Raw genomic sequence first — 23,277 nt, 5'->3', positions numbered from 1 at the left:
CAATGTGCCGGGGGCGACGGCGGGCCGCGAGATGATGCTGGGTCTCAACACGTGCCCGGTACTGGCGCGAACCGCGACGGACTCGATCGCCTCGCCGATCCGGCCGTGCGCGACCTCGCGTGGCTGCTCTTCAGCGCCGATCTGTTGCGTGCGCAACCACCGCTCGCGCCGCTGGCGCAATGGTGCGCCGATGCCGACGAAGCGCGCGCCACGCGCGACTGGCTCGCGCAACTCGATCGCGATCCGGCGCGTCTGCACGAAGCGCTTCTGGCCGCGCCGACGCATCGCCTTGGCCGCTATGCCGAAAACTTGCTGGGATGGTTTCTCGCGCATGGACCGGCGGCGCGGCTCGTCGCGCAGAACGTGCCGCTGCGGCGTGCCGGGCTCACGCTCGGCGAGTGCGATTTTCTCGTGCGCACGCGCGCCGGAGAACGTCTGCATTGGGAGCTGGCGGTGAAGTGCTACCTGCACGCAGGACCCGGCGGTGACGCACGTGCCTCGCTTGCCGAATTCGTCGGGCCGAATCTGCGCGATCGCTTCGATCTGAAACTTACGCACCTGCGCGACCGTCAACTGCGGTTGAGCGCGCACGAAGCATTCGCCTCGCTGGGCTACGAAGGTCAGTGGCTTGCGCAGATGTTCGTGAAGGGCTGGCTTTTCTACCGGGCGGGAGAGGCGGCGCCGTCACGCGTGGAAGACGCCCCTGAACTGGCCGCCGATCATGGACGCGGCTGGTGGGTGACGCGCTCGGACTGGCCGGCGTTCGCCGGGCAACAGGCGGCCGATGGCTGGAGCGTGCTGCCGAGGCTCGCGTGGCTCGCGCCGCGCAGGCTGGCGGCTGCGCCCACCGTCGACCCCAACGCGTTACTCGACGTGCTGGCCCGGCCAGACGACCCCGTACTGATCGCGGCATTCACGGTCGACAGCACAGGCGGCTACCGCGAACAGTCGCGCGGCTTCATCGTTCCCGACGACTGGCCTGCTCGCGCCGCGACATTTGCACGTCAATGAGCGCGAGCAAGCACGCTCACCACCAGCGCCAGAAATGATGCACGGGGCCGACGCCATGACCGACGTCGAGCCGATCACTGGCTTCCAGCGCCGCCGTCAGATACTGCTTGGCTTCGCCAACGGCCGGGGCGAGCGCGCCGCGCTGCGGCCACAGTGCGGCAATCGCAGACGAGAGCGTGCAGCCCGTGCCGTGCGTATTCGTGACCGGCACGCGCGGGCCGCCCAGGCGCAGTGTGCCGCCGGCTTCGATGAGCCAGTCGGGGCTGTCCGCGCTGCCCAGATGCCCGCCTTTCATCAGGACCGCCTGCGCACCGAGCGCGCGCAGCGCTTCGCCTTGCTCGACCATCGCGGCTTCGTTTGCGGCGGGCGGCACGCCGAGCAGCGCCGCGGCTTCGGGCAGATTCGGCGTGACGACGCCCGCTAGCGGTAGCAGCTCCTCGCGCAGCGCAGCGACGGCTTCGGGCGCGAGCAGGGCGTGATTGCTCTTCGAGATCATCACGGTGTCGAGCACGACGCGCGACGGCCGATGGCGGCGCAGCGCGTCGGCGACAGCGCGCACGATCTGCGCGTTGGCGAGCATGCCGATCTTCACGGCATCGATGCGGATGTCGTCGAACACGGCGTCGAGCTGCGCCGTGACGAAACTTGCGTCGGGCGCGTGGATCGCGGTGACGCCGCGCGTGTTCTGCGCGGTGAGCGCCGTAATGACGCTCGCGCCGTACGCGCCGAGCGCGGAGAACGCCTTGAGGTCGGCCTGAATGCCCGCACCGCCGCCCGAGTCGGAGCCGGCGATCGTGAGAACGTTGGAAATCGGTGAAGTCATGGCAGCGTCAGGTGCGCGTCGCGCGCGGCCGGGTCGACAAGACGTGCCGCGCGTGCGCAGGGAGGAAGGATCGATTCAGCAGACGTGGCGGCCGGATGGTGTGCGCACAGGCACGCCCGTCAATGCCTGTGATTTTCGCCGATCAGGGCGACCGAGTCGAACGAGCGTTGATTCGCCTGGTGGCGGCGCATCACGAGCCACATCATCAGACAGACGAAGGTGCCGAACAGCACGATCACGATGGTCACCGGCACGTCGAGCCAGACGAGCACGGCGTAGAGGCACAGCATCACGAGCACCGAGAGGTTCTCGTTGAAGTTCTGCACGGCGATCGAGTGGCCCGCGGAGAGCAGCACGTGGCCGCGGTGCTGGAGCAGCGCGTTCATCGGCACGACGAAGAAGCCCGAAAGGCCGCCCACGACCATGAGGAAGAGGTACGCGAAAATCAGGTAGCCGGGAATGCGCATGTGGCCGATATGCAAGCCCCAATGCGGCGGAAAGAGATGGCGCGTGTAGAACGCCATCAGCATGACCGCGAGACCCATGATGATGCCGACCGGCAGCACCGAGAGCGACTTCTTGAGCGGCACGCGCGCGGCCGCGATCATGGCGCCGGCCGCCACGCCCACGGCCACCACGGCCTGCAGCACAGCGCCTTCGGAAAGCGACATGCCGAGCGAGACTTCGGCCCATTTCAGCACGATGAACTGCAGCGTCGCGCCCGCGCCCCAGAACAGTGTCGTGACCGCGAGCGAGATTTGCCCGAGCTTGTCGCGCCAGAGCGTGTTGAAGCAGTCGGCGAAGTCGGTGATGAGGCGAATGACACCGTGCTGCTGGCGCGGGTAGCGTGCGCCGGTGTCGGGAATGCGCAGATTGAAGAGGGCGGCGATTACGTAAATCACCATGATGACGACCATCGCGGCTTCGGCGGGCGTGCTGATCGCGGCGGGCGTATGGCGCAGCACATGCGAGGCGATGTGGGGGCTGATCAATGCGCCGCCGAGTACGGTGCCGAGGATGATCGAGCCGACTGTCGTGCCCTCGATCCAGCCGTTGGCGGCGACGAGGCGCTCAGGCGGCAGCAGCTCGGTCAGGATGCCGTACTTGGCGGGAGAATAAGCCGCAGCCCCGAAACCCACTACGCCATAGGCCAACAAAGGGTGGGTGCCTGCCAGCATCATCGCGCAGCCCACGACCTTGATCGTGTTCGTGATGAACATCACGCGGCCCTTGGGGCGGGAATCTGCGAAGGCGCCGACGAAGGCGGCAAGAACGACGTAGGAGAGAACGAAGAACAGCTTGAGCAGCGGCGTCATCCAGTTCGGGGCGTTGAGGTCTTTCAGCAGTGCAATTGCAGCGATGAGGAGCGCATTGTCGGCCAACGACGAAAAAAACTGCGCGGCCATGATGGTGTAAAAGCCTTTTTTCATCTGATGCGATGCTTTCCTCGCTGCGGTCCGTCCGCCCCGGACGGGTGGGAGGCATCCGGGCTTATTACGTTCGAAATGGGTTGTGCGCAGGGCTTTATATCACGAAAATAGGTGCATTCGGACTAGCACAATCCTTGAGCGCCCGTCAGGCGGGCCTGCGGGGTGCTGAAAACACCCTGTAAGCTCCTGATTCGAAAGCGTCTTTGCGAAAAAATCTCCCATGCCGCGCCCCCTCTCAGCAACGATTCACACCGCCGCTCTCGCCAATAACCTCGCCGTCGTCCGCAAGTACGCGCCAAAGTCGAAAATCTGGGCCGTGGTGAAGGCCAACGCCTACGGGCACGGGCTTGCGCGCGCGTTCCCCGGCCTGCGCGCAACCGACGGTTTCGGCCTGCTCGACCTCGAGGAGGCCGTGAAGCTGCGCGAACTCGGCTGGGCCGGGCCGATCCTCCTGCTCGAAGGTTTTTTCCGGCCGACCGACATCGACGTGATCGACCGCTATAGCCTCACGACCGTCGTGCACAGCGACGAGCAGATGCGCATGCTCGAAATGGCGCGTCTGTCGAAGCCGGTCAACATCCAGCTCAAGATGAACAGCGGCATGAACCGGCTCGGCTACACGCCGGAGAAGTACCGTGCCGCATGGGAGCGTGCGCGCGCCTGCGCGGGCATCGGCCAGATCACGCTGATGACGCACTTCGCCGACGCCGACACGCCGCGCGGCGTCGGCGAGCAGATGGAGACGTTCGAGCGCGGCGCGCAAGGCATTGCCGGCGCGCGCAGCCTCGCCAATTCGGCGGCCACGCTCTGGCATCCGTCGACGCACTTCGACTGGGTGCGCCCCGGCATCATTCTTTATGGCGCGTCGCCATCGGGTTTCGCCTCGGCGCTCGAAGGCACCGGTCTGCAGCCGGCCATGACGCTCGCGTCCGAACTGATCGCCACGCAGCATGTGGCCGAAGGGCAGACCGTTGGCTACGGCTCGATCTTCACGGCGCGCAAGCCCATGCGCATCGGCGTGGTGGCGTGCGGTTATGCCGACGGCTATCCGCGCGTCGCGCCCGAAGGCACGCCCGTGATCGTCGACGGCGTGCTCACGCATGTGGTGGGCCGCGTCTCGATGGACATGCTCACCGTCGACCTCACGCCGGTGCACACCGCGGGCGTGGGCGCGCGCGTGGAACTGTGGGGCAACAATCTGCCGATCGACGACGTCGCGAAAGCCTGCGGCACGATCGGCTACGAGCTGATGTGCGCCGTTGCGCCGCGTGTTCCCGTGCGGGCCGAATAACGCCATGGCAAAGAGCATGGCGAAGGTCAAGACACTGTATACGTGTACCGAATGCGGCGGGCAGGCGCCCAAGTGGCAGGGCCAGTGCCCCGCGTGCGGCGCGTGGAACACGCTCGTGGAAGGCGTTGCCGAAACGGCGAGCAGCCACCGCTTCCAGTCGCTCGCGAAGAGCGCCCCGGTGCGGCGTCTCGCCGATATCGAGGCGTCCGACGTGCCGCGCTTCACGACCGGCGTAGGCGAGTTCGATCGCGTGCTGGGCGGCGGCCTCGTGGCGGGCGGCGTGGTGCTGATCGGCGGCGACCCCGGGATCGGCAAATCGACGCTGCTGCTGCAGTCGCTCGCGCAAATCGCGGCTGAGCGTCGCGCGCTCTATGTAAGCGGTGAAGAATCGGCGGCGCAGATCGCGTTGCGCGCGCAACGACTGGCGCTGCTCGACCCCGGCTCCATGGCGAGCGAGCTGCAGCTGCTTGCCGAGATCCAGCTCGAAAAGATCCAGGCGACGATCGAGGCCGAGAAGCCCGACGTCGCGGTCATCGACTCGATCCAGACGATCTACTCCGAAGCGCTGACTTCCGCGCCCGGCTCGGTCGCGCAGGTGCGCGAGTGCGCGGCGCAGCTCACGCGCATCGCGAAGCAGTCGGGCACGGCGATCATCATGGTCGGCCACGTGACGAAGGAGGGCAACCTCGCGGGGCCGCGGGTGCTCGAGCACATCGTCGACACCGTGCTGTATTTCGAGGGCGACACGCATTCGTCGTTCCGGCTGGTGCGCGCGTTCAAGAACCGCTTCGGCGCGGTCAACGAGCTGGGCGTGTTCGCGATGACCGAGAAAGGCCTGCGCGGCGTGGCGAATCCGTCGGCGCTCTTCCTCTCGCAGCACGAGCAGAGCGTGCCGGGCTCCTGCGTGCTCGTGACCCAGGAAGGCTCGCGGCCGCTGCTCGTCGAAGTGCAGGCGCTCGTCGACACGGCGCACGTGCCGAATCCGCGGCGCCTCGCCGTCGGTCTCGAACAAAACCGGCTTGCCATGCTGCTGGCGGTGCTGCATCGCCATGCCGGCATCGCGTGCTTCGATCAAGACGTGTTCCTCAACGCCGTGGGCGGCGTAAAGATCACGGAGCCGGCCGCCGACCTGGCCGTGCTGCTCGCCATTCATTCTTCGATGCGTAACAAGGCGTTGCCCAAGGGTCTGATCGTTTTTGGCGAAGTCGGCCTCGCGGGCGAGATCCGACCCTCACCGCGCGGCCAGGATCGTCTGAAGGAAGCGGCGAAGCTCGGTTTTTCATGCGCCCTGATTCCCCGCGCCAATGCGCCGAAACAGCCGATCGACGGTTTACAGGTGATTGCCGTGGAGCGCCTCGAAGAAGCGATCGACCGGATACGCGAGCTGGATTGAGCCGTCGTGCGCGTGCCGATGGCGTGTACTGGCGCGTAATGATTAGTAACAACCCTGGTTCCGGCTGTAACCATTTCAGACTGCGATTTCCCTATCCTTGGCGCGGTGTTCAACCCGTGTCGAGCGGAAAGGATAGCGACTTGAAACAGACTGATACGTCCTTCGACGGTCGTTCGATCGTCGTGCGCGGCTGCCGGGTGTCCGAGCCGCTGATGCAACCCTGGGGCAGCACGTGCCGCATCGTCGAGTGGATCGACGGCGACGGGCGCATTTCGCGCCGCGTTGTGGCGGAAGACGTGACGGCGGCCGAAGTGCGCAGCACCATTGCGCACCACGTGGAAGGCCGCAAATACGTGATGTACGACGACGAGCGGACGCCGCGGCAAACGCTGCCGCGACGCTAAACAAAAATGGGCGCTGCGAAGCGCCCATTTTTCATTGTGCCCACGGATGATGCGGGATACGGCGAGGGCTAGCCCCAGGGCCCGTAGGTGAAGGGCTTTTTGCCACCAGGCGCGCCCGACGTTTCGGCGCCCTGGCCGGGTTGCGCAGGCTGGCCGGGTTGGACCGGCCGGGCAGGTTGGACGGCATGCGTGCCCGGCGGCTGACCGCCCGGCTGAAAAGGCGCCGCCTGCATGCCGGGCGCGGCCTGCTGCGTGTGTCTCGCGGCCATTTCGTCCATCATGGCCTGCAGCACTTCGGCATTGAAGAGGGGATGGCGCGAAGCCTCGCCTGGCGTGAGGACGGGCGAAACACAGGTGTCGATCGCCTCCAGACGGTCGATCCAGGTCTGCAGCGACTCCGACTCGATGATGGCTGCCAGCTCGCGCGTGAGCGCGGCGGCATCGGCGCCGCCGATCGCCTGGCCGAGACTCCAGTGCCGTTCGGCCCAGTCGTCGCGGCCAATGGCCTGGCACAGCGTCTGCCAGAACTTCAGTTCGAGCGCGCCGACGGCGAGCCACCGTCCGTCCTGCGTGCGATAGAGGTTGTAGCAGGGCACGCCGCCGTTGAGCAGCCCGCCGCCCGGTTGCAGCGCCGCGGCGTCGTCGTTGGCCAGCGCGACCTGGGCGACCACGTTGTGCGCGTAACTCGCGTGCGCCATCGAAACATCGACGAAACGACCCTCGCCGCCGCGCGCCACATGCCAGAGCGCCGCGAGAATCTGCGTGACCGCGCTGAGCGCGCCGCCAAGCAGGTCGGCGATCTGGAAGTTGGGCAGCACCGGCACGCCGTCGCGCGTGGCCAACTGGTCGAGCACGCCCGAATAGGCGACATAGTTGATGTCGAGGCCCGGATGGCCGGCGAACGGGCCGGTCGTGCCGTAGCCCGTGATCGCGCAGTAGACGAGTTTCGGATTGACCTTGCGCAATGCCTCGTAGCCTACGCCGAGGCGGTCCATCACACCGGGCCGGAAACTTTCGACGAGCACGTCGGCGTCGCGCGCGAGCGCGAGCAACACCGAGCGGCCGCTCTCGGTCTTCAGATCGACGCGCGTTTCGCGCTTGCCGCGATTGACGAGGCGATAGAACGCACCGGGGCGCGCGGCCACTTCGTCCACCGCACTCTGCATCATCACGCGCGCCGCGTCGCCCGCACCGGGCGGCTCGATTTTCAGGACATCGGCGCCCATTTCCGCGAGCCGCAAGGTGGCCACGGGCCCGGGCAGAAGGCGGGTCAGATCCAGTACGCGAAGGCCCTGCAATGCGGCGGGTGACGACACTCGTGGCTCCCTGGCGAAAATAGCTGGCGAAAGCGCCTGATGGCGCGATGGTGACTCAGCGCTGCGCTAGCCGATCTGCTCGAGTTCCTCGTGCGCATCGAGCCACTCGGCTTCGAGCGTTTCGAGGCGCGTGGCGACTTCGGCCTGGCGGCGAATCGCTTCGGTCAGGCGGCTCTTCTGCTGAGGCTCGTAGCTCGCCGGGTCGGCGACGAAGGCGTCGAGCGTGCTCTTTTCGCTGTTGAGCGCATCCATTTCCTTTTCGATCTTGCCGATTTTCGCCTGTAACGGCTTCTTCAGGTGCGCAACCTTCTGGCGCTGCCCGGCTTCCTGGCGGCGCTGTTCCTTGCGATTGACGCCATCGGCGGCAGTTGCGCCGTTTGCCGCATCCGCCGTGCCGGAAGCGGCCTCCTTGAGCGCCGCGCGTTGCTCGGCCGCGTGCTGCAGCAACCAGTCGCGGTAGTCGTCGAGGTCGCCGTCGAACGGCTGCAGACGGTGCTTCGCCACCAGCATGAACTGATCGGTCGTGGCACGTAGCAAATGCCGGTCGTGCGACACGAGGATCAGCGTGCCTTCGAATTGCGCGAGCGCCATGGTGAGCGCATGGCGCGTTTCGAGGTCGAGGTGGTTGGTCGGCTCGTCGAGGAGCAGCAGGTTGGGCTTTTGCCAGATGATGAGCGCGAGCGCGAGGCGCGCCTTTTCACCGCCCGAGAACGGCGCGATGGGCGCCGTGGCCATCGCGCCGGGGAAGTTGAAGCCGCCGAGGAAGTCGCGCAGCTCCTGCTCGCGCGTGTCGGGCGCGAGCCGGGCGAGATGCTGGAGCGGCGAGTCGTCCGGGCGCAGCGTTTCGAGCTGGTGCTGCGCGAAATAGCCGATCTGCAGGCCCTTGCCCGTGCCCAGCTCGCCGGAGAGCGCCGCGAGCGTGCCTGCGAGCGTCTTGATGAGCGTGGACTTGCCCTGGCCGTTCGCACCGAGCAGGCCGATACGCTGGCCGTTCTGGATCGATAGCGTGACGCGCTCGACGATGGGCGTTTCGCTGCCGTCCTCGGCCCGATAGCCGCAGCGCACGTCGTCCATCACGAGCATGGGGTTGGGCGCGGAGTCGGGCGTGCGGAATTCGAACGTGAACGGCGAGCTGGCGTGCGCCGGTACGATCAGCTCCATCTTTTCCAGCGCCTTGACGCGGCTTTGCGCCTGGCGCGCCTTGGTGGCCTTGGCCTTGAAGCGGTCGATGAAGCTTTGCAGGTGGGCGACGGTGCGCTGCTGCTTTTCATACGCGCTTTGCTGGAGCGCCAGTTGTTGCGCGCGCAGGATCTCGAACTGCGAGTAATTGCCGCCGTAGCGCTTGATCTGCTGGTTCTCCAGATGCAGCGTGACGTTGCAGATCGAGTCGAGGAACTCGCGGTCGTGCGAGATCACGACGAGCGTGCCGGGATAGCGGTGCAGCCAGTCTTCGAGCCAGACGATCGCGTCCAGATCCAGGTGGTTCGTGGGCTCGTCGAGCAGCAGCAGGTCGGAGCGGCACATGAGCGCCTGCGCGAGGTTCAGGCGCATGCGCCAGCCGCCCGAGAAGCTCGAGACGCTCTGGCGCGTCTGCTCGAGCGTGAAGCCCAGGCCGAGCAGCAGCGCTTCCGCTCGCGCGGGGGCGGTGTAGCCATCGGCGTCGGCGAAGGCGCCGTGCGCTTCGGCTTCCGCCGCGCCGTCGTGCGCCGCCGAGGCCGCGGCGATGCGGGCCTCGATGTCGCGCAGCGCGGCGTCGCCGTCCAGCGCGTAGTCGAGCGCGGTGCGGTCGACCGCCGGAGTTTCCTGCGCGACGTGCGCGATGCGCCAGGACGGCGGCAGCGAGAAGTCGCCGGCGTCGGCGTGCAGTTCGCCGCGCAGCACGGCGAACAGGGTCGATTTGCCCGCGCCGTTCGCGCCGATGAGACCGACCTTTTCACCCGGGTTCAGCGTGAACGAGGTCTGTTCGAAAAGCGGCTTGGTGCCGCGGGCAAGACTGAATTGGTTGAAGCGGATCACGACGGCGCCGGCGGGAAGAAAACCAAAGAAGGCGGTATTTTAAACCGGGGCGCGCAGACCGGGGCGCGCAGCCTGGGCGCGCTGCAGCCGACATTGGCCGGACGGCTAGCCGTCTGGTCGGGTGCTAATTGCGCGTTTTCTCACGTAGACTGGCGCTTTTCCACGGGAGAGCCAGATGACATCGATCTATTCGTTTTCGGCGCAACCGCTCGGCGGCGGCGAGCCGGTGAGCCTCGAGCGCTATACGGGCAAGGTGCTCCTGATCGTCAATACTGCGAGCGAATGCGGTTTCACGCCGCAGTACGCGGGTCTGCAAACGCTCTACGACCAGTACGCGGCGCGCGGGCTCGCGGTGCTCGGCTTTCCGTGCAACCAGTTCGGCAAGCAGGAACCCGGCGACGCCGCGCAGATCGGCAGCTTCTGCGAGAAGAACTTCGGGGTCACGTTCCCGATGTTCGAAAAGATCGACGTGAAAGGGGCGAACGCGCATCCGCTGTATCGCTGGCTCACGGGCGAGGCGCCGGGGCTGCTCGGGCTCGGCGCCATCAAGTGGAATTTCACGAAGTTTCTGGTCGATCGCAACGGCGACGTGGTGAAGCGCTATGCGCCGATGACGAAACCCGAGGCCATTGCGGCGGACATCGAAAAGCAGCTCTGAGCGCAGCCTGGCGGCACCGGTGCGCTAGAGAATCGGCGCGAAGAGCCGCGCGAGATGCATCGTGATCTTGCGCCACGCGGGCGCGTCGCGGTACTCGCTGCGATCGATCTCGAACGTCTCGTTGAAATCGCGCAGCAGCATCGCTTCGACTTCGGCCGCGAAGCCGCGATGCACGGTCAGCACCATGATCTCGAAGTTCAGGCGAAACGACCGGTTGTCAAGATTCGCGCTGCCGATGGCGGCAGCCACGTCGTCGATCAGCACGACCTTCTGGTGCAGGAAGCCCGGCTTGTAGCGAAAGATGCGGATGCCCGCGCGCACCGCATCGAAGGCGTACAGCATCGACGCCTCGAAGACCACATAATGGTCGCGCCGGCTCGGGATCATGATGCGCACGTCCACGCCGCGCAGCGCTGCGAGGCGCAGGGCCGAAAACACGGCCTCGTCGGGCACGAGGTAGGGCGTCGTGATCCACAGGCGTTTTTTCGCGGCGTTGATCGCCTCGACGAAGAACAGCGAGCAGGTCTCCTGGCGGTCCGCCGGCCCGGTGGGCAGGACGAGGCAATACATATCGTCGCCATCCTGCGGCACGACCGTGGGCGGCTCGCAGCCGGGCAGCTGCTGGGTGGCCCAGTACCAGTCCTCGGTGAAGGCGAACTGCACGTTGGCGACCGCCGGTCCGCGCAGCTCGATATGCGTGTCGCGCCACGGAGAAAGCCGCGCGTTCGCGCCCAGATATTCGATGCCCACGTTGTGGCCGCCCACGAACGCGTGCTGGCCGTCTACCACGACGATCTTGCGGTGGTTGCGGAAGTTGAGCTGGAAGCGATTCACGAAGTGGCGCTTCGTGGAGAACGGGTGCACTTCCACGCCGGAGTCCTGCAATTCGTGGACGTAGCTGGCGGGCAGGTCGAACGAGCCGATGCTGTCGTAGAGGAAGTACACGCGTACGCCGCGTTTCGTGCAGTCGAGCAGCACGTCCTTGAGCATGTCGCCGAGCGCGTCGGCGCGCACGATGAAGAACTGCACGATCACGTAGTGCCGGGCTTGCTCGATCGCATCGAAGATGGCGGAGAAGGTCGCTTCGCCGTTCACGAGCGTGCGCACGGCGTTGCCCGGCACGAGCGGCATCCCGCCGAGGCGCGCGAACGTGCGGATCACGCGTACGCCCAGCTCGTCGGCGGGCCATTCGCCCGCGGAGACGAGCTTGTCCCAGTCGGGCGCGTGGGCGCGCGAGCGCAAGGTTTCGTTGCGCAGGCGCCGCGCGTCCGCATAGCCCGCGAACTTGCTGCGGCCGAGAAAGAGATACGGGACGAGCGTGAGGTAGGGCATCGTCGCGAGCGAGACGGCCCAGGCAATCGCGCCTTGCGAGGTGCGCGTGTTGAGGATGGCGTGGCACGCTGCGATCAGTCCAAGCAGATGGATGAGCGCGAGCAGCGTACCGAGGTGTGACCAGTCGAATCGCATAGATGCGTGGGACGCTCCTTCAGCCGGACGCAGGACCGGCCCGCGCCGGGAAGCGCACGGCCGGAGGGCTCAATCTTACCGAACCCGCTGCGATGACGGCGATCGTCCCGGTCCTGCACGCGGCGAGACACGGCGCTCGGGCGCCGCGGCTCGCTCGGACAAGACGCACAGGACGATCAGACCGGCAGGTCGCAGGCCTGAATCAGGAAGACCTGGTCGTCGCCGGCGCTCGTCGAGAGCCAGACGAGATCGAGGCCGCCGAACGCCGCTTCCACGTTCTCGCGCTCGTTGCCGATCTCGATCACCAGCACACCGTCGTCGGTGAGCCAGTTGCGTGCTTCCTTGACGATGCGGCGCACGATGTCCATGCCGTCCGCGCCGCCCGCGAGCGCCATTTCCGGCTCGTGGCGGTACTCGGGCGGCAGCGCCTGCATCGAGTCGGCATTCACGTAGGGCGGGTTCGTGATGATCACGTCGTAGCGGCGCTCGGGCAGCGGCGCGTACAGGTCGCCTTCGAAGAGGGCAATGCGCTCGTCGAGAGCGTGTTCGTGCACGTTGCGCCGCGCGACTTCGAGGGCGGGCGCGGACAGATCGACGGCGTCGATGTCGGCGTTCGGAAACGCGTGCGCCGCGAGAATCGCAAGGCTCGCCGAGCCGGTGCACAGCTCCAGCACCGCGGTGACCTGTTCAGGATCTTCCACGTAGGGCTGCAGGCCGTCTGCGAGCAGCTCGCCGATGAACGAGCGCGGCACGATGACGCGCTCATCGACGTAGAAGCGCAGGCCGTGCATCCACGCTTCCTGCGTGATATAGGCGGCGGGGACGCGATCGGTCGCGCGGCGCTCGATCACGCCGAGCACCTTGTCGATTTCCTCGCTCGTGAGGCGCGCGTCGAGAAACGGATCGAGCAGGTCGAGCGGCAAATGCAGCGTGTGCAGGATCAGGTACGCGGCTTCGTCGTAGGCGTTGTTCGAGCCGTGGCCGAATGCGAGTTGCGCGGCCGAAAAGCGCGAGACACCGTAGCGCAACAGGTCGCGAACGGTGGCGAAGGTGGCGGCGAGCGGATGGGTCATGTTCTGGACTCCAGAGCGTGTTCGGTGGGCCGGTCAGGCGATCAGTTGTTCGAGCACGCGGCGATAGACGTTCTTGAGCGGATCGATGAATTTCACTTCGATATGCTCATCGATCTTGTGGATGCTGGCGTTCGGCGGCCCGAACTCCACCACCTGCTCGCACATGCGGGCGATGAAGCGGCCATCGGACGTGCCGCCCGTGGTCGACAGTTCGCTCGTGACGCCGGTTTCGTCGTGGATCGCCTTTTCGAGCGCGTTCGAGAGCGCGCCGCGCGGCGTGAGAAAGGGCAGGCCGCTCACGCTCCAGTGCAGGTCGTATTCGAGGCCGTGCTTGTCGAGGATCGCGTGGACGCGCTGCTGCAGGCCTTCCACCGTGCTCGCGGTCGAGAAGCGGAAGTTGAACATCACGTCGGCGTGGCCCGGAATCACGTTGCTCGCGCCGGTGCCGCTGTGCAGGTTCGACACCTGCCACGTGGTGGGCGGGAAGTACTCGTTGCCGTCGTCCCACTTTTCGGCGACGAGTTCGGCGAGCGCGGGCGCCAGCAGATGCACCGGGTTCTTCGCGAGATGCGGATAGGCGATATGCCCCTGCACACCCTTCACGACGAGCTTGCCCGACATCGAGCCGCGGCGGCCGTTCTTCACACAGTCGCCGAGCGTATGCGTCGAAGTCGGCTCGCCCACGATGCAGTAATCCATCTTCTCGCCGCGCGCCTGCAGCGCCTCGACGACCTTCACGGTGCCGTCGGTGGCCGGGCCTTCTTCGTCGCTCGTGATGAGGAACGCGATGGCGCCGCGATGCTGCGGATGCGCCGCCACGAACTCTTCGCTCGCCACCACGAAGGCCGCGAGCGAAGTCTTCATGTCGGCGGCGCCGCGGCCATAGAGAACGCCGTCGCGATGCGAGGGTTGGAACGGCGGCGAACTCCATTGCTCGATGGGGCCGGTGGGCACGACGTCGGTGTGGCCCGCGAAGGCGAGCAGTGGGCCTTGCGCGCCCGCGGTGCCGCGCTTGACGGCCCACAGGTTGGTCACGCCGTTGGATTCGATCGTTTCGCACGCGAAGCCGAGCGCGCCAAGGCGTTCGGTCATGATGCGCTGGCAGTGCTGGTCGTCGGGCGTGACGGACGCGCGCGCGATCAGGGCTTCGGTAAGGGCGAGGGTGGCGGACATAAAAAGACCACTTTCAATAAAAATGCCGGCGCCGCTGATGGAGCAGGGGCCGGCAACAACTTGTCATGACCGTGTGCCCGACCTGCCATGGGGCAGTTCAGGCGCACCGGTCTCATGCGGCGCTCAAGCGAACAGCTCCGCATACTGGTCGGCGGAAAAGCCGAGCGTCTTCACGCGGCCGTTCACCACGACGACGGGCCGCTTGATGATCGACGGCTTGTGGATCATCAGCGCGATCGCGCCGGCGGTCGTGTCGGCTTCGGCCTTGTGCACATCCGACAGGCCGCGCCAGGTCGTGCCGCGCTTGTTGATGAGCTGATCGAGCGACACGTCCTTGAGCCAGTCCTGGACCAGCGCATTCGAGACGCCCGCTTTCTTGAAGTCGTGAAACTCGAACTCGACGCCGTGCTCTTCGAGCCACACGCGGGCCTTCTTCACGGTGTCGCAGTTCGGAATGCCGTAAACGACGGTCTTGGCCGACTTCGCCATCAGTCGCCTCGCAGCAGCTCGTTCAGGCCGACCTTGGCGCGCGTTTTCGCGTCGACCTTCTTGACGATCACGGCGCAGTACAGGCTGTGCGAGCCGTCCTTCGAGGGCAGGTTGCCCGCGACCACGACCGAGCCTGCCGGGATGCGGCCGTACGAGACTTCGCCGGTTTCGCGGTCGTAAATTTTGGTCGACTGGCCGAGGTACACGCCCATCGAGATGACCGAGTTCTCTTCGACGATCACGCCTTCCACGACTTCCGAGCGCGCGCCGATGAAGCAGTTGTCTTCGATGATGACCGGGTTGGCCTGCAGCGGCTCCAGCACGCCGCCGATGCCGACGCCGCCCGAGAGGTGCACGTTCTTGCCGATCTGCGCGCACGAACCGACCGTGGCCCACGTATCGACCATCGTGCCTTCATCGACATACGCGCCGATGTTGGTGTACGACGGCATCAGCACGACGTTCTTCGCGATGAACGAGCCGCGGCGCGCGATGGCCGGCGGCACGACGCGGAAGCCGCCCGCGGCGAAATCTTCGGCCGTGTAATTGGCGAACTTCGAGGGCACCTTGTCGTAGAACTGGCTGTAGCCGCCGGCGGGCATCGGTGCGTTGTCTTCCAGGCGGAACGACAGCAGCACGGCCTTCTTCACCCATTGGTTGACGACCCAGTCGCCGTCCTTCTTCTCGGCGCAGCGCAGCGCGCCTTTGTCCAGCTCGGCGATGACGTGGGCGACGGCTTCGCGCACGTCGTTCGGAGCCGACTTGGGCGAGAAGTCGGCGCGGTTTTCCCAGGCGGTGTCGATGATCTGCTGAAGTTGTTGCGACATGGTGGTGATTTCGTGAGATTGATGGTTGAAAGCGGTGTTGCGCGCCGCGAGGTGCGGGACCCCGGCGCGCACGAAAAAGGCTTTACGGTTTGAGCGAGCGGCAGAACTCGACGATGCGCTGCGCGCCCTCGATGCACTCTTCGACGTCGGCGACGAGCGCCATGCGCACGAAGTCTTTGCCCGGATTCGTGCCGTGCGCCTCGCGCGCGAGGAACGAGCCGGGCAGAACCGTCACATTATAGTCGGCGTAGAGACGCTGGGCGAACGCGGTGTCCGTGAGGCCGGTGCGCGCGACGTTGGCCCAGAGGTAGAACGCGGCGTCGGGCAATTTCACGTCGAGCACGTCGGCGAGCATGGGTGTGACGGTCGAGAACTTCTTCACGTATTTCGCGCGGTTTTCGCGCACGTGCGCCTCGTCGCCCCAGGCCGCGATGCTGGCGGATTGCCAGACCGGCGACAGGGCCGCGCCGTGATAGGTGCGGTACAGCAGGAACTGCTTGAGGATGGCGGCGTCCCCGGCGACGAACCCCGAGCGCATGCCCGGCGCGTTCGAGCGCTTCGAAAGGCTCGACAGCATGACGAGGCGCTCGAAGCCGCGGCCCAGCTTGTGTGCCGCTTCGAGACCGCCGAGCGGCGGCGTGGCTTCGTCGAAGTAGATCTCCGAGTAGCACTCGTCCGAGGCGATCACGAAGCCGTAGCGGTCGGAAAGCGCGAACAGCTCGCGCCAGTCGTCGAGCGTGATCACGGCACCCGTGGGATTGCCGGGCGAGCACACGTACAGCAGCTGCGTGCGCGCCCAGACCTCTTCGGGAACCTGCGAATAGTCGCAGGCGAAGTTGCGGGCCGGATCGCTGTTCACGAAGTACGGCTCGCCGCCGCCCAGCAGCGCGGCGCCTTCGTAGATCTGGTAGAAAGGGTTCGGGCAGAGTACGATCGCCCGCTTTGCCGGGTCTTTCACGCCCGCCGTCGGGTCGATCACGGCCTGCGCGAGCGCGAACAGCGCCTCGCGCGAGCCGGACACGGGCAGGATTTCCGTGTTCGCATCGATGGCCGGCAGCCCGTAGCGCGCCTTTACCCAGTTCGCGATCGATTCGCGCAGTGCCGGGGTGCCCGCCGTGGCCGGGTACGACGAGAGGCCGTCGAGCGACGCGACGATGGCGTCGCGGATCAGCGCCGGCGTCGGGTGTTTCGGCTCGCCGATCCCGAAGCTGATGTGGCGCAGGCCGGCGTTCGGCGTGACGTCCTTGAAGAGCACGCGCAGCTTTTCGAAGGGATAGGACTGAAGGGTGTCGAGTAGCGGATTCACTTGGGGCTGGACAGGCGTGAGCGAAAGACGGATGGCGTGGCGCGCAGGATGGGAGTGGCCACTGCGGGCCGGCGAGCCGGTCGCGCCGCGCTGGGCGAAACAACACGGATGCGCGGCGCGGCCTTGCGGCTGCAAGCGGTCGATTATAGCGTGGCGCCGCTGCTGCTGCGGGCGCCGGCCGGATCCCGCCCCGGCGCCGCCGGTGCCTGCCGGGCGACGAAATAAAGGAAAAGCATGAAATTCTCGAACGACGTTTCGAACCACGGCGCACGTGCCGCGAACCCGCGGCCGGGCCACGGGAAGCGCGAGCCATGAGCCACAGCACGGGCTTGCGCGCCGCGTGGCCGACGCTCGCCATCATGATTGGCGCGTCCGTCTGGGGTTTTGTCTGGTATCCGCTGCGCATGCTGGCGGCCGCCGGGCTCACCGGTACGGCCTCCAGCGCGGCAACGAGCGCGGCCGGCTGTCTCTTCGTGCTGGTGCTGCGCTGGCGCTCGCTCGCGAGCGTGCGCTGGCACTGGGTGCTGCCGATGCTCGGACTTGCCGCGGGCGTGACCAACGTCGGTTTCGTGTGGGGCGCGATCCACGGCGAAGTGATGCGCGTGCTGCTGCTCTTTTATCTGACCCCGGCGTGGACGGCGATCTTCGCGCACTTCATCCTGCACGAGCGCCTGAACTGGGCGGGCGGCGCGCTGGCGGCGCTTTCGCTGCTCGGTGCGGTGCTGATGCTCTGGTCGCCGCGGCTCGGCGTGCCGCTGCCCGCCAACGCGGCCGAATGGGCGGGTCTCATCGGCGGCATGGGTTTCGCGATGAGCAACGTGCTGGTCGTGAAGACGAGCCGCGTGCTGCCGCACATGAAGCCTGAGATGCGCACGGCCGTGATCTTCGCGGGCGCGGCGCTGTTCGGCGCGCTGACCTCCTGTTTCGAGCCGATGTCGGCCGCACCGGCGGGCGAGCACCTTGCGCGTGTCGTGCTGCTCGTGCTCGCGCTTGGCATCGTGCTCGGCAGCAACAACATGCTCGTACAGTACGGGCTCGCCCGCGTGCCGGCGAACCGTGCCTCCATCATCATGCTGTTCGAGATCGTCGTGACGGCGCTCACGTCGTGGCTCTTCGCCGGCGAGACGCCGGGCCCGCGCGAATGGGCGGGCGGCGCGTGCATCGTGCTGGCTTCCCTGCTGTCGAGCTGGGTGCACCGGGCGCAGGACGCGCGCAAGCGCGGCGCGCACGCGAGCGCCGATGCGAGCGTCATGACCCACGCCGACGCGAGCCGCACCGATGACGCGGACGACGCCGACGGCAACGGCCCCGGCGGCGACGATGGCAACGGCGGCGGCAACACAGGCGGCGGCACGGGCCCAGGGCCTTCCCGCGCGCGGAATGGCGCGCGTGCGATGGTATGATTGCCGCTGATTCCCGTCGGCCGCACGCGCGCATGCGCGTTCGTACGGCGAGCCGTGGCGGCTGCCCAGTGTGCACTCCGCCGTCGCGCGATCGGTTGCGGATGCGCGGCGGCAAGCGAGGTACGGCACGGGCGGTCCCGTTCACCACTATTCAAACAGCGATATCGCCGTGCGTCTGACCTCGATTAAACTCGCTGGCTTCAAATCCTTCGTCGATCCCACGCATTTCCAGGTTCCGGGCCAACTCGTCGGGGTGGTCGGGCCAAACGGCTGTGGGAAATCCAACATCATCGACGCGGTGCGCTGGGTGCTGGGTGAATCCCGGGCGTCCGAGCTGCGCGGCGAGTCGATGCAGGACGTCATCTTCAACGGTTCCACCGCGCGCAAGCCGGGCAGCCGCGCGAGCGTCGAACTGGTGTTCGACAACGCCGATGGCCGCGCCGCCGGGCAGTGGGGCCAGTATGCCGAAATCGCCGTGAAGCGCGTGCTCACGCGCGACGGCACGTCGAGCTACTACATCAACAACCTGCCGGCGCGCCGGCGCGATATCCAGGACATTTTCCTCGGCACGGGCCTAGGCCCGCGCGCCTACGCGATCATCGGGCAGGGCATGATCGCGCGGATCATCGAGGCAAAGCCCGAAGAGCTGCGCGTGTTCCTCGAAGAAGCCGCGGGCGTGTCGAAATACAAGGAACGCCGCCGCGAGACCGAGAACCGCCTGCACGACACGCGCGAGAACCTCACGCGTGTCGAGGACATCGTGCGCGAGCTGTCCAGCAACCTCGAAAAGCTCGAGGGCCAGGCGGTCGTCGCCACGAAATACCGCGAGCTGCAGGCCGAGGGCGAGGAAAAGCAGCGCCTTCTGTGGCTCTTGCGCAAGAACGAGGCAGCGGGCGAGCAGCAACGCCAGCAGCGCGCGATCGAGCAGGCGCAGATCGACCTGGAGCGCCATACGGCTCAGCTGCGCGAAGTGGAAGCGCAGCTCGAAACGCTGCGCGTGGCCCACTACTCGGCGAGCGACGCCATGCAGGGCGCGCAGGGCGCGCTTTACGAAGCGAACGCCGAGGTGAGCCGTCTCGAGGCCGAGATCAAGTTCATCGTCGAGTCGCGCAACCGCGTGCAGGCGCAGATCGCCGCGCTCACCGCGCAGCGCGAGCAATGGCAGGTCCAGGCGCAGAAGGCGCAGGACGATATCGAAGACGCCGAAGAACAGCTGGCGATCGCCGAGGAAAAGGCGGCGCTGGCCGAGGAAGATGCGGCGGCGAAGCAGGAAGCGCTGCCCGCGCTCGAAAACCGCTGGCGCGACGCACAGGCGCAACTGAACGACGAGCGCGCGGGCATCGCGCGCACCGAGCAGGCCATCAAGCTCGAAGCCGCGCATCAACGCAACGCCGACCAGATGCTCCAGCAGCTTCAGCAGCGCCACGAGCGTCTGAAGTCGGAGGAAGGCGGCCTCGACGCGCCGGACGAAGCCCAGCTCGAAGAGCTGCGCATGCAGCTGGCCGAGCAGGAGGAAGTCCTGCACGAAGCGCAGGCGCGTCTCGCCGACGCTCAGGAAACGGTGCCGCGCCTCGACGCGGAACGCCGTGCCGCGCACGAGCGCGTGCAGGCAGAAAACGCACAGATCCACCAGTTCGAAGCCCGTCTCGCCGCACTCAAGCAGTTGCAGGAAAGCGTGCAGACGGAAGGCAAGATCCAGCCGTGGCTTGAACGTCACGAACTGGGCGCGTTGCCGCGGCTGTGGAAGAAGCTGCACGTCGAGGCGGGCTGGGAAACGGCGCTCGAATCGGTGCTGCGCGAGCGGCTCGCTGCGCTCGAGGTGTCGAACCTCGACTGGGTGAAGGCATTCGCGAGCGACGCGCCGCCTGCCAAGCTCGCGTTCTATTCGCCGCCGGCCGCGGGTCAGGCGCCCGCTGCGCCCGCGGGCCTCACGCCGCTGCTCTCGCTCGTGCGTATCGACGATGCGGGCTTGCGCGCGGTGCTCACCGAATGGCTCGGCTCGACCTACGTCGCGAGCGATCTCGCCGAGGCGCTCGCCCAGCGTGCGCAGTTGCCCGGCAGCGGCGCGTTCGTCGTGAAGGCCGGTCATATGGTCACGCGCGTGAGTGTGCAGCTGTACGCCGCCGACACCGAGCAGGCCGGCATGCTCGCGCGTCAGCAGGAAATTGAGAATCTCGAGCGTCAGGTGCGCGCCCAGACTCTGCTCGCCGACGACGCCCGCACGGCTGTCGTGCGCGCGGAAGCGGCGCACACGCAGGCTGCCCAGGTGCTCACCGATGTCCGCCAGCAGGCCGAACGCGCGACCCAGCGCGTGCACGCGCTGCAGATGGACGTGCTGAAGCTGACCCAGGCGCATGAGCGCTACACGGCGCGCAGTACGCAGATTCGCGAAGAGCTCGGCGAGATCCGCACGCAGATCGAAGAGCAGCGCGCGTTGCGCGCCGAATCGGAAGCGAACTTCGAGCGCCACGACGTGGAACTCGCCGAGTTGCAGGCCCGCTTCGAGGACAACCAGCTCGCCTTCGAGGCGCTCGACGAGGAACTCGGCGCGGCGCGCAACGAGGCGCGCGACCTCGAACGCGCGGCGGCCGACGCGCGCTTTGCCGCGCGCAACATGGCGAACCGCATCGAGGAGTTGAAGCGCAACATTCAGGTCGCGCACGATCAGAGCGAACGCGTGGCCGCATCGCTCGAAGACGCGCGCGCCGAGCTGGAAACGATCAACGAGCAGACCGCGCACACGGGCCTGCAGGACGCGCTGGAAATTCGCGCGCAGAAGGAAGACACGCTGCGCGCCGCGCGCGCCGAACTCGACGACCTGAGCGCGAAGCTGCGCGCCGCCGACGAAACGCGCCTCGCCGCGGAGCGCGCGCTGCAGCCGCTGCGCGACCGGATCACCGAGCTTCAGTTGAAGGAGCAGGCCGCGCGCCTGAACGGCGAGCAGTTCGTCGAGCAGCTGCAGGCCGCGGGCGTCGACGAGGCCGCGCTGCAGGAAAAGCTCACGGCCGATATGAAGCCGTCGTATCTGCAAGGTGAGGTCACGCGCATCAACAACGCGATCACGGCGCTTGGGCCCGTGAACATGGCCGCGCTCGACGAACTGGCCGCGGCGAAGGAGCGTAAGACCTTCCTCGACGCGCAGTCGGCCGACCTCACGAGCGCAATCGAAACGCTCGAAGACGCGATCCGCAAGATCGACCAGGAAACGCGCACGCTGCTGCAGGGCACCTTCGACGAAGTGAACCGTCATTTCGGCGAGCTGTTCCCGCGCCTGTTCGGCGGCGGTCAGGCGAAGCTCATCATGACCGGCGACGAGATTCTCGACGCCGGCGTGCAGGTGATGGCGCAACCGCCTGGCAAGAAGAATTCGACGATTCACCTGCTCTCCGGCGGCGAGAAAGCGCTCACGGCCACGGCGCTCGTGTTCGCGATGTTCCAGCTCAACCCGGCGCCGTTCTGCCTGCTCGACGAAGTGGACGCGCCGCTCGACGACGCGAACACCGAGCGTTTCGCGAACCTTGTTCGCGCGATGTCGGACAAAACACAGTTCCTGTTCATTTCGCACAACAAGATCGCCATGGAGATGGCGCAGCAGCTCATTGGCGTGACGATGCAGGAACAGGGCGTTTCGCGCATCGTCGCGGTCGACATGGAAACTGCGGCGGGTTTCGCCCAAAATACGGTCTAATCGATTTATACGGTCTAACGGACGGCGCGCGATGCGCGGCCGGCGGCGCCATCGGTGAGGCAGCCGCCGCGCGCAATGCGCTCGCCAGAGCAACGGCGCACAGAGTGCGCGCGCCGTCGAATAAGAATTGCTGATGGAGCATGCATGGATGAGTTGACTCTCGGGTTGATCGGCGCGGGCGCCGTGGTCGTCGGGGGCGTGGTGGTGTACAACGCGTGGCAGGGCGCGAGGGTGCGCCGGCGCATGCCGCGCCCGATGCCCGAAGAGGCGGTCGAAGCGCCGCAGCGCGACGAGTTCCAGGAGCCGAGTCCGTTCATCGAACCGGCGCGTGCGCCGTCGCGCCGCGAGCCGTCGCTCGCGGGCAGCACGGAAGCCGAGCGCGTGGAGCCGGGTTTCGGGACCGCGGCGCCGCTCGACACGCCGGCCGACATCCAGGCGGAAACGACGACGCCCAACGGCTTTCCGGAGGCCGAATCCGGTGCGGAGGAGGCTGCCGACAAGGCTGCTGACAAGGCGCCGGCTGCAAGTGCGGCTGCCCCGCAATCCGCGAAGGACGACGCCGACGAAGCCGGGCGCATCGAGCCGGTCATGCCGGCCGCCACGACGATCTCTTCGGCGCCGCCCGCCGTGGTCGACCGTCGCATCGACTGCATCGTGCCGATCCGGCTGGGTGCGCCGATGGCGGGCGAGCGGGTGATTCCGTTTGCGCAGCGGCTGCGCCGCGCTGGCAGCAAGCCGGTTCACATCGAAGGCAAGCCCGAAGGGGGCGACGGCTGGGAGTTGCTCCAGAGCGGCGTGCGCTACGAAGAACTGCGCGCGGCTGCGCAACTCGCGAACCGCAACGGCCCGCTCAACGAACTCGAGTTCTCGGAATTCGTGACCGGCGTGCAGCAGTTCGCTGACGCGCTCGACGCCGCGCCCGAGTTCCCGGACATGATGGAAACGGTCGCCATGGCGCGCGAGCTGGACGGCTTCGCGGCGCAATGCGACGCGCAGCTTTCCGTGAACGTGATGTCGGATGGCGCGCCGTGGTCGGCAAACTACGTGCAGGCGGTGGCGGCGCAGGACGGCCTGCTGCTTTCGCGCGACGGCACGCGCTTCGTGAAGCTCGACGCGAAGCAGAGCCCGGTTTTCATGCTGCAGTTCGGCGATACCAACTTCCTGCGCGACGACCTCACGTACAAGGGCGGCGAGCTGATCACGCTGATCCTCGACGTGCCCGTGGCCGACGAAGACATCCTGCCGTTCCGCCTGATGTGCGACTACGCGAAGTCGCTCGCCGAGCGCATTGGCGGGCGCGTGGTCGACGACCAGCGCCGGCCGCTGCCGGAATCGGTGCTGCAGTCGATCGACAAGCAGCTCATGACACTCTACGCGAAGCTGGAGCAGGCCGGCATTCCAGCCGGCTCCCCGGCCACGCGGAGACTGTTCAGCCAGTAACGCCGCAGGCCTGCAGGCGGCCAATACGCAAGGCGCGACGCCCTAAGGGTGCCGCGCCTTTTTTGCGCG

The 23,277-nt window shown here is 67.0% G+C and carries 18 protein-coding genes; 8 read left to right on the top strand and 10 right to left on the bottom strand.

Features of this window, described 5'->3' with window-relative positions; translation table 11 throughout:
• The first annotated feature begins 51 nt into the window (after window positions 1–51).
• Window positions 52–1,011, top strand: a complete 960-nt coding sequence (locus AB4Y42_RS04680; protein ID WP_368686151.1) for a DUF1853 family protein — start codon at window positions 52–54, stop codon at window positions 1,009–1,011.
• Window positions 1,012–1,027: 16 nt separating this feature from the next.
• Here the strand turns inward: AB4Y42_RS04680 and thiD are convergent, their stop codons facing one another.
• The gene (gene thiD, locus AB4Y42_RS04675; protein ID WP_368686150.1) at window positions 1,028–1,834 is read right to left on the bottom strand and encodes a bifunctional hydroxymethylpyrimidine kinase/phosphomethylpyrimidine kinase; all 807 of its coding nucleotides are present in this window, start codon (window positions 1,832–1,834) and stop codon (window positions 1,028–1,030) included.
• Between the two features lie 119 nt (window positions 1,835–1,953).
• Window positions 1,954–3,264, bottom strand: a complete 1,311-nt coding sequence (lplT, locus tag AB4Y42_RS04670) for a lysophospholipid transporter LplT (protein ID WP_368686149.1) — start codon at window positions 3,262–3,264, stop codon at window positions 1,954–1,956.
• Between the two features lie 220 nt (window positions 3,265–3,484).
• Between lplT and alr the strand changes: the two genes are divergently transcribed.
• The 3 genes from alr (at window position 3,485) to AB4Y42_RS04655 (ending at window position 6,352) form a co-directional block, all read left to right on the top strand.
• Window positions 3,485–4,555, top strand: coding sequence for an alanine racemase (alr, locus tag AB4Y42_RS04665; RefSeq protein ID WP_368693519.1), 1,071 nt, complete (start codon window positions 3,485–3,487; stop codon window positions 4,553–4,555).
• 16 nt (window positions 4,556–4,571) lie between these two features.
• Window positions 4,572–5,948, top strand: coding sequence for a DNA repair protein RadA (gene radA / locus AB4Y42_RS04660; RefSeq protein ID WP_368693656.1), 1,377 nt, complete (start codon window positions 4,572–4,574; stop codon window positions 5,946–5,948).
• Window positions 5,949–6,088: 140 nt separating this feature from the next.
• A complete protein-coding gene (locus tag AB4Y42_RS04655; protein WP_028204079.1) occupies window positions 6,089–6,352 on the top strand; it encodes a DUF2866 domain-containing protein in 264 nt (87 codons plus the stop codon).
• Window positions 6,353–6,420: 68 nt separating this feature from the next.
• On the opposite strand, the gene AB4Y42_RS04650 is transcribed toward AB4Y42_RS04655, so the two are convergent.
• Together AB4Y42_RS04650 and AB4Y42_RS04645 are read right to left on the bottom strand one after the other, a co-directional pair.
• On the bottom strand, window positions 6,421–7,668 hold the full coding sequence (locus AB4Y42_RS04650; RefSeq protein ID WP_368693518.1) for a CoA transferase: 1,248 nt from the start codon (window positions 7,666–7,668) through the stop codon (window positions 6,421–6,423).
• Window positions 7,669–7,734: 66 nt separating this feature from the next.
• Window positions 7,735–9,684, bottom strand: coding sequence for an ATP-binding cassette domain-containing protein (locus tag AB4Y42_RS04645; RefSeq protein ID WP_368686146.1), 1,950 nt, complete (start codon window positions 9,682–9,684; stop codon window positions 7,735–7,737).
• Between the two features lie 175 nt (window positions 9,685–9,859).
• On the opposite strand from AB4Y42_RS04645, the gene AB4Y42_RS04640 reads away from it, so the two are divergent.
• Window positions 9,860–10,342, top strand: a complete 483-nt coding sequence (locus tag AB4Y42_RS04640; RefSeq protein ID WP_324141169.1) for a glutathione peroxidase — start codon at window positions 9,860–9,862, stop codon at window positions 10,340–10,342.
• A gap of 24 nt (window positions 10,343–10,366) precedes the next feature.
• Here AB4Y42_RS04640 and cls read toward each other — a convergent pair whose 3' ends face one another.
• The 6 genes from cls to dapC all read right to left on the bottom strand — a co-directional run bounded on the left by cls (window position 10,367) and on the right by dapC (window position 16,677).
• Window positions 10,367–11,809 carry a cardiolipin synthase gene (gene cls, locus AB4Y42_RS04635; protein ID WP_368686145.1) on the bottom strand — a complete coding sequence of 481 codons (1,443 nt, stop codon included), beginning with the start codon at window positions 11,807–11,809 and terminating at the stop codon, window positions 10,367–10,369.
• A gap of 176 nt (window positions 11,810–11,985) precedes the next feature.
• The gene (gene prmB, locus AB4Y42_RS04630; RefSeq protein WP_368686144.1) at window positions 11,986–12,882 is read right to left on the bottom strand and encodes a 50S ribosomal protein L3 N(5)-glutamine methyltransferase; all 897 of its coding nucleotides are present in this window, start codon (window positions 12,880–12,882) and stop codon (window positions 11,986–11,988) included.
• A gap of 33 nt (window positions 12,883–12,915) precedes the next feature.
• Window positions 12,916–14,055: a succinyl-diaminopimelate desuccinylase gene (gene dapE, locus AB4Y42_RS04625; protein ID WP_368686143.1), complete on the bottom strand. Its 1,140-nt coding sequence runs from the start codon at window positions 14,053–14,055 to the stop codon at window positions 12,916–12,918.
• A 123-nt stretch (window positions 14,056–14,178) separates the two neighbouring features.
• Complete coding sequence (locus AB4Y42_RS04620) at window positions 14,179–14,544, bottom strand: ArsC family reductase (protein ID WP_028204073.1); 366 nt, start codon at window positions 14,542–14,544, stop codon at window positions 14,179–14,181.
• Window positions 14,544–15,371, bottom strand: a complete 828-nt coding sequence (dapD, locus tag AB4Y42_RS04615; protein WP_028204072.1) for a 2,3,4,5-tetrahydropyridine-2,6-dicarboxylate N-succinyltransferase — start codon at window positions 15,369–15,371, stop codon at window positions 14,544–14,546. The genes AB4Y42_RS04620 and dapD overlap by 1 nt, the downstream gene beginning before the upstream one ends.
• Before the next feature lie 82 nt (window positions 15,372–15,453).
• Complete coding sequence (gene dapC, locus AB4Y42_RS04610) at window positions 15,454–16,677, bottom strand: succinyldiaminopimelate transaminase (protein WP_368686142.1); 1,224 nt, start codon at window positions 16,675–16,677, stop codon at window positions 15,454–15,456.
• A gap of 311 nt (window positions 16,678–16,988) precedes the next feature.
• Between dapC and AB4Y42_RS04605 the strand changes: the two genes are divergently transcribed.
• From AB4Y42_RS04605 to AB4Y42_RS04595, 3 genes are all read left to right on the top strand, one after another.
• A complete protein-coding gene (locus tag AB4Y42_RS04605; protein WP_368693517.1) occupies window positions 16,989–18,080 on the top strand; it encodes a DMT family transporter in 1,092 nt (363 codons plus the stop codon).
• A 169-nt stretch (window positions 18,081–18,249) separates the two neighbouring features.
• The gene (smc, locus tag AB4Y42_RS04600) at window positions 18,250–21,768 is read left to right on the top strand and encodes a chromosome segregation protein SMC (RefSeq protein WP_368693516.1); all 3,519 of its coding nucleotides are present in this window, start codon (window positions 18,250–18,252) and stop codon (window positions 21,766–21,768) included.
• A gap of 144 nt (window positions 21,769–21,912) precedes the next feature.
• The gene (locus AB4Y42_RS04595; RefSeq protein ID WP_368693515.1) at window positions 21,913–23,208 is read left to right on the top strand and encodes a cell division protein ZipA C-terminal FtsZ-binding domain-containing protein; all 1,296 of its coding nucleotides are present in this window, start codon (window positions 21,913–21,915) and stop codon (window positions 23,206–23,208) included.
• The last annotated feature ends 69 nt before the right edge of the window (window positions 23,209–23,277 follow it).

Origin of the sequence: Paraburkholderia sp. EG286B, from assembly GCF_040965655.1 — a bacterium.
Lineage (GTDB): Bacteria > Pseudomonadota > Gammaproteobacteria > Burkholderiales > Burkholderiaceae > Paraburkholderia.
The sequence above is the reverse complement of the archived record's forward strand: the minus strand, read 5'-3'. Positions and strand labels throughout refer to the sequence as shown.

Coding starts and splice junctions, on each gene's coding strand:
- dapD (WP_028204072.1), bottom strand. CDS start 15,371: ATGTCGCAACAACTTCAGCAGATCATCGACACCGCCTGGGAAAACCGC.
- alr (WP_368693519.1), top strand. CDS start 3,485: ATGCCGCGCCCCCTCTCAGCAACGATTCACACCGCCGCTCTCGCCAAT.
- AB4Y42_RS04640 (WP_324141169.1), top strand. CDS start 9,860: ATGACATCGATCTATTCGTTTTCGGCGCAACCGCTCGGCGGCGGCGAG.
- lplT (WP_368686149.1), bottom strand. CDS start 3,264: ATGAAAAAAGGCTTTTACACCATCATGGCCGCGCAGTTTTTTTCGTCG.
- radA (WP_368693656.1), top strand. CDS start 4,572: ATGGCGAAGGTCAAGACACTGTATACGTGTACCGAATGCGGCGGGCAG.
- cls (WP_368686145.1), bottom strand. CDS start 11,809: ATGCGATTCGACTGGTCACACCTCGGTACGCTGCTCGCGCTCATCCAT.
- prmB (WP_368686144.1), bottom strand. CDS start 12,882: ATGACCCATCCGCTCGCCGCCACCTTCGCCACCGTTCGCGACCTGTTG.
- dapE (WP_368686143.1), bottom strand. CDS start 14,055: ATGTCCGCCACCCTCGCCCTTACCGAAGCCCTGATCGCGCGCGCGTCC.
- AB4Y42_RS04605 (WP_368693517.1), top strand. CDS start 16,989: ATGAGCCACAGCACGGGCTTGCGCGCCGCGTGGCCGACGCTCGCCATC.
- AB4Y42_RS04595 (WP_368693515.1), top strand. CDS start 21,913: ATGGATGAGTTGACTCTCGGGTTGATCGGCGCGGGCGCCGTGGTCGTC.
- thiD (WP_368686150.1), bottom strand. CDS start 1,834: ATGACTTCACCGATTTCCAACGTTCTCACGATCGCCGGCTCCGACTCG.
- AB4Y42_RS04620 (WP_028204073.1), bottom strand. CDS start 14,544: ATGGCGAAGTCGGCCAAGACCGTCGTTTACGGCATTCCGAACTGCGAC.